Origin of the sequence: Macrococcus equipercicus (assembly GCF_004359525.2) — a bacterium.
GTDB lineage: Bacteria > Bacillota > Bacilli > Staphylococcales > Staphylococcaceae > Macrococcus > Macrococcus equipercicus.
This window is the reverse complement of sequence record NZ_SCWC02000003.1, coordinates 249,544-256,012: the sequence shown is the minus strand read 5'-3', so window position 1 is coordinate 256,012 and position 6,469 is coordinate 249,544. Positions and strand designations below refer to the sequence as shown.

The 6,469-nt window shown below is 28.3% G+C and carries 5 protein-coding genes; 1 reads left to right on the top strand and 4 read right to left on the bottom strand.

Translation table 11 applies throughout. From position 1 onward, the window contains the following. Positions 1-159: 159 nt before the first annotated feature. The 3 genes from ERX35_RS06475 to ERX35_RS06465 form a co-directional block, all read right to left on the bottom strand. Complete coding sequence (locus tag ERX35_RS06475; RefSeq protein ID WP_149459102.1) at positions 160-2,730, bottom strand: hypothetical protein; 2,571 nt, start codon at positions 2,728-2,730, stop codon at positions 160-162. Positions 2,731-3,336: 606 nt separating this feature from the next. Further along, a complete protein-coding gene (locus ERX35_RS06470; protein ID WP_149459101.1) occupies positions 3,337-4,224 on the bottom strand; it encodes an SEC-C metal-binding domain-containing protein in 888 nt (295 codons plus the stop codon). Between the two features lie 268 nt (positions 4,225-4,492). Continuing rightward, entirely contained in the window at positions 4,493-4,690 is a 198-nt protein-coding gene (locus ERX35_RS06465; RefSeq protein WP_149459100.1) for a hypothetical protein, read from the bottom strand. 639 nt (positions 4,691-5,329) lie between these two features. Between ERX35_RS06465 and ERX35_RS06460 the strand changes: the two genes are divergently transcribed. Further along, the gene (locus ERX35_RS06460) at positions 5,330-5,911 is read left to right on the top strand and encodes a hypothetical protein (RefSeq protein WP_149459099.1); all 582 of its coding nucleotides are present in this window, start codon (positions 5,330-5,332) and stop codon (positions 5,909-5,911) included. Positions 5,912-6,072: 161 nt separating this feature from the next. Here ERX35_RS06460 and rpsI read toward each other — a convergent pair whose 3' ends face one another. Further along, on the bottom strand, positions 6,073-6,465 hold the full coding sequence (gene rpsI / locus ERX35_RS06455) for a 30S ribosomal protein S9 (RefSeq protein ID WP_246143134.1): 393 nt from the start codon (positions 6,463-6,465) through the stop codon (positions 6,073-6,075). Positions 6,466-6,469: the final 4 nt, after the last annotated feature.

Sequence of the window (6,469 nt, the reverse complement as noted above, 5' to 3'; positions counted from 1 at the left end):
ATAATAAAAATTCTGCTCAATATTATTTAAGATTTCATAATTCTGTCTGTATAAATCAATTAATGATACAGGTAAACTAGCTAATAATTCTAGCTCAGAATCAAACATGAACTTAAAAAGATTTACTCTCGTTAATTCTTCCATTAATTTCTCCTAATATTATTTTTGTAACATTTTCAAATCATATACTATATTCTCAATTTTTCTTTCTAAATCATTATATGAATTTTTGAACTCATCAAATCCTTCAATTTTATACTCATTTATTAATTTAAATACTTGATAGAAACCAGCATCCCAATTGTTAACATGCCATTCTGGGTGATCTTCATTTGCTAAATTGCGATACTTAAATGAAACTTTTAAAAGTTCCACTGCTTGATCATATACTAAAGTAGCTTCCTTACTTAAATTCATTGTCTTAATTAACAAATAAACATATCTTTCTTCTTTTTCAAATCTAAGTTGATTTTCTATATCATAATTATAGTTATCTTCAGCTAATTTCTTTATGTCTTCTATACCCATGAAAAACATTTCGTTTTTCAAATCAAATGATTGATTATTATAAATTATATCCCTTTGAGAAGTTTGATAACTTGCATTTATATTGAACAGGCTATATATAATGCAGTCAGATATAAATTCATCCTTTTCTACATCTGTTATTTCTCTAAAATCTGGGGCTTTAAAATTATCCATATCATTTATCCATGTATGCCTAATTGATTTCCTTGCTGCAAATGTTATAGCGATACGTTCGAAATTTTCAGGTGTAATAGATAATCCATGCCCCATATAAGCACTACCACTTAAAATAAATACATCTCTTTGAGATTTAAAAACATTGTTTGCTACATTAACCATGTATCCAATTGAATTATTTAATAGTCTACCACTAGTTTTTACACCTTCGTTTATATTAAAAGCAGAAGAAAAATGAGGATATGGGCCATCCATAAAGTCCTTTCTTTTTACATTCGGTTCTCTAACCCACTTCGATAAAAAGTTCAATTGCTCTATTTCTTCAATCACTTTTATTCTATCTTGGACTATACCATCTATTTCTAAATGTTCTACTGACATCGGAAATAATTTAGAATAATCTTCTTTTGTAACATCTCTTTTCTTATATACGCTAAATGCAATTGCCCAATCATTACTTACATCTGAGAACTCACCAGCATTAAATAAAATACCTTTTTGAAATTTAAAGTTACTGAATAATTTGTTATTGAAATGAGTCCAATAATCTCCACCGTTCATAAATTGAGATTTACTAAAGAAAGCTATATGAACATTTGTAAGATTAAAATCCTCAACTAATTTTATTACTCTATAATAAAACTGTGCATAAAGTTGTTGAGATGCCTTACCCAAACCATTTGATTTCATTAATTTGTTGATTTCAGTAATTGCAACACTTTTCTTCGACGTTCCTTTAGAACCGGCATTGTTTGCTGTCGCATATGGTGGATTCGCAAAGAAGATAAACGGTTTATTTTGTTTTAATGACTCAAATAATTCTATAGGCATTTTGATTTCATAAGGATTACTTTCAGGATTGATATTTATATCATCATTAAGAAAATCATACTGAAAACTTTTTGAATTTTGATTATAATCATTCGAAATATCTAATTCTTCTTGATACAGTGTTGAGCAATAAAGATTGTCAAACAAATAATCCCTAGTTAAGTTTTTCGTTCCACATGCAGGATCCCAAACAACATAGTCATTTCTCCAACTATCTCCTACTACTTCAGAAATAATATCATTAGCTCTATTTGCCCAAACAGTTGGTGTCCAGAAATCTCCAGCAAAGCGTCTTGATGTCTCTTCTATTAACTGATCTGCTATTGATTTAATATGATCTTGTTCAGATAATGTATATTTTCTTTCATATCTTGAAAAAAATGCACCATAAGCGTTGGTATCGATAGAAATTTCACTTTTATCAGGAAGTTGTAGAACATTTCTTTTCGTAGGTACAGGATAAATATTTGGATTACCTATTATTGAATTAATAAATATTGATACCAGCAAATGTGGTTGTTTTTCTGGGTTAATTCCAACTTTAACTTTTCTGTCACGTGAAAATATAAATCTTACAAATTCATCAAAAACAATCCTTATATTTTTTTCTGTTACTTTAATTTTGTACATTACTCCATCATTATTTACTAAACTATCTATAGCATCTAATACATCATTAATATCAAAATTCTTTGTATTGATATTAAATACAAAAGTAGATAAATTAGGATCATTATTTAATTGATTCATTAAATCTATATTTTTCATCCAAGCATCACTTGGCGCAATATTCCAATCTAAATCCTTTTTTAAATAGTCATATAAAACTGGAGCATATACCACAAACATTTCATCTTCATCACCACTAAAAATTACATTTGGTAACTCTTCACCATTTAACTCAAACTGTTTTAAATAATAAATTACCTGAGCTATGATTCTTGCTCTAGATGAAACTTTTAATAAGTCTAGTTTTTGTTTGAACTCCATCAACATTTTTAATGCTAAAACTAAATCACCTGATCTCAAGAAACCATCACTACCGTATGCATTATGTAATGTAGCGTTTGGATTTCCATCTATATATCTTTTTTGAAATATTCGTTTGTATGCATTTTCTATATCTGATTCATTCTTAAAGTTTTTAAGAGATCTTTTAAATTCTTGATTGTCTTTTTTAGTTATCTTACTCATATAAAGTACCTCGTTTTATTTTGTATATTATTTCTATTATCCCATATATCTTTTACTCTGTTAATAACTTTCAAGCGCAAAAATAAAAAGCCAGCATTTGCTGACTTTTACTTTTAATCTAATTTACTTCTAGTACTTTGCAAAACATACTCAGCAAATTCAGATTGCTTAATTCTTCCATGTGCCATATCATACATTTTTTCTATATATTCATCCGACAATGCAAGACCATCAATTTTATTTATGCCTATTGCTGCATCAACAATCGCTATTCTTCTTTCTAAACTAACTTCTTCAGGCTTATATCCTTCAAATGCAATTTTATAACCGTCAGTTAACTTAACTTGTGTCCTAAATGATGCTTCATCAATACTTATAATTCCTTCTTTTAATTCTCTCGCAGTAGTATACGCTATTCCTCAATATTCAGCTTTTTCATCGGAAGTTAGTTCTTTATTAAGTAGTTTTGATTTCTTTCAAAGAAATTATCATTAACAATAATTCAAATACACCAGAGAATATTGAAATGTGTTAATTTATAATATTTTATCCACTGATTACATTAACTGTGCTTTTAAAATGAATTTTTTCTTCTTGAAAAAGATTTCACAATAAATCTGCATGGCAGTGCTTTACTTTCTTTCCACTCTTACATGGACACAAATCGTTTCTTGATATTTTTTTATTTACTATAGCAGAATACGTTTTAGATGCGTTGGATTTTAAGCTACTAAAACACTCATTCCAAATCTCATAATATTTATCATTTTTCCAGCCATATTGAGTTGAATCCCATAGTCGAAAATTATTTAGGGCTTTATAAAGTAAATTAAAATCATTTTCTGCATATAAACTTATAAAAGTCATCGATATAATCTCTGCTACATGCCAATTAAATTCATTTGTTTTATACATTTTATCATTCTGAAATTCAATATGATAAACCCATAAAAGTGGTAGTAAATAAATAATAAATTGATTCCTATTTGCATTTGCTAATTCTGCACTTTTATAAAAGTCGTTATATACGGGAGCTTGATATCTTTTTAGGAATTCCTCGTGACATAGATTAAAAACCTTATTAATTGGTTCATTAAAAACTTTTATATTAGTCGGTTTCACAGTAAAACAAATTGCATTATCAGGAATTTCTTTTACTAGATATTCTTTAGGAGTTTTTGCATCATCCTTAATTTTATAATTACTTAGATTCAGCAAAGAATTATCAGTCCTTTTCATACTAACATCTTTGTACCATTGACATTTATCTATTGTGTAGTAATCTTCAGTTTCAAAAATATATAATTCTTCAGGAAATCTAACTGCTGTAAACAATGAATTAGTAATTAATTCCTCTAATGTTTCTGCTGAAATACACCAAATATTATAATTGCTATCATTTAAAAAATTAACTTTATCATATTCATTAAGTTGTTTTTTTGAAAATTTATTTATAATATCTATATCACTTATTTTCCATGTAGCTAATCGCAATCCTATCACCCGTTTTTCTTCAGTAACCTAAAATTATTGTCATCGCATAATTTGTTTACACTATTTTTTTAAAATATTTTGTTCATCATATTGTAAAAATGTAGTTTTAAATTACTTCTATTTATATTTCTCATAAATTAACTTTTCTATAAACAGTCTATTTTCAAAATTATTACATAAAATAAATATTTTTATTTTGCAGATCTTATCTATTTATAGATAAGATGCATTAAATACGATTCAATTATAAAAATAAAAGCTAATCAAATTAATGATTAGCTTGTTTGTTGTCAAGATGATGTGCTAAATTTTTAAAGAATGTACGCATACCAATGTAACCAATGATAGACATGATGATTTTTAATAAAATACTATCATTATTATTTGCGATAGCAAACCAAATTATAAGTATAGTCATTGTTATTAATGGTAATCCTATGAAAAATGCTTTGTTAAATGAAGTCATAAATAATCGCCCTTTCGATTTACTACATTAATTATTTCAATTTAATTTTCTAACATTGTATTCTTTAACGATTCTTTAACAATGTACAAAACACCTGAGAAAAATAGAACAAATAGATTAACATTATTAGAGATTTTAGCCCATTCCCAAACGGAACCTAGTGTAACAAAACTCATAAAAAAAATGGATTAATAACGCATCAAAAATGATAGATAAACTAAATAAGATAACATCTTCTTTAGTTTTATAATTAATTATAAACACAAATTCAAAATAATTACAATTACATCAGGAATAATTCAGTAGATTTCAAAGTACATTTTTTAGGGATGCAAGAAGAACTTTTTATATGTTAATACTCTGGATTAATCATTTTCCATAGTTAAAATAATGATTTAATTCTATATATCAAATGTTCTTGAAAAAATGTAGCGCAGAGTCATCTATCTTCATTTTTATCTTTTTTTATATATACTGGGCTTTTGTATTATCAATCCCTGTTTCTCTGATTCTTTCAATGAGAATGAATTTTCATTTGCAAATGATCCTATACTTAAGATATATGATTCTTTATCAGTCATAAAAAGAAGCTTAGAGTTAATAGAAACCGAGGGATTACATGAATTTGAACCAGTTATAATGGTGCAACTTAGATTATTATTTTTAGAGCAAAATGAAAGTCATGAACGAGGAAAAAAGCAAAGAGAAAAGTTTTCATTACTAAGTCTTATGGATAATTTACTTATTACCTTTGAAAATAACACCTTAAGATTTGAAGAAGCAAAAATATTTCCTAAAATTTCATTAATTTACAGAGAATATGACGATAGGAAAAATCAAAGTCCATATTTTTATGCTTCAAGTAAATGTATAGTAGAAAGAAACGTTTATACTTATAAAGAATTTATCGCTCAACCTCTATTAAAGATTGCTAATGCAAATGACGAACTTAAAGAAAAAGACATAAAGCATTGCATTGAGGTATTGGTAGATAAAGGACAAGGGGCTCATTACCAACACCATTTAAGAAAAGTTCATGTAGATATTATTATGCAACGAAATATTATTTCACAAACTATTGGATTAGCAGTAATTTCTTCACTATATGAGCCAATTAGAGAATATTTAATCAACAATCATATGGAATCATACCTTGATAGAAGCAAGGGTAGTTCATTTAGCATATTTAGACTTACACCTAAATGGAATCCTAAAAATTGAAAGGGTACTTAAGAGGTAACATACATGTTAAAAACATATAAAAAAGCACTTCCCGAACATTTTCGAGAAGTGCTGTAAACGTATATTCAATGGAACACAAACTGTCTACGCCAGTTTGCGTACTGGACTTGTAAGCAAACAAGTTTGCAACAATTCCAGCATTAACGTTTTGAGAACTGTGGTGAACGACGAGCGCCTTTAAGACCTGGTTTTTTACGTTCTTTCATACGTGGGTCACGAGTTAACATGCCCGCGCGTTTTAACGCACCACGGTATTCTGGGTCTGCTTCAAGCAACGCACGCGCGATGCCGTGACGGATTGCTTGTGCTTGTCCTGTGAAACCGCCACCTTGAACGTTTACTAAAACGTCGTAGTTGCCTTTAGTTTCAGTCAGATCGAATGGTTGGTTTAAGTCTAAGATTAATGATTCAAATGGTAGGTAATCACGTACGTCACGTTTGTTGATAGTGATGTTACCTTCGCCCGGTACTAAACGTACACGTGCTACTGAATGTTTACGACGGCCTGTGCCTTGGTATTCAACTTGTGCCAATGTA

Bases quoted from the DNA above. Each gene is read 5' to 3' on its own strand.
- ERX35_RS06475 (WP_149459102.1), bottom strand. From the start codon at position 2,730: ATGAGTAAGATAACTAAAAAAGACAATCAAGAATTTAAAAGATCTCTT.
- ERX35_RS06465 (WP_149459100.1), bottom strand. From the start codon at position 4,690: ATGACTTCATTTAACAAAGCATTTTTCATAGGATTACCATTAATAACA.
- ERX35_RS06460 (WP_149459099.1), top strand. From the start codon at position 5,330: ATGGTGCAACTTAGATTATTATTTTTAGAGCAAAATGAAAGTCATGAA.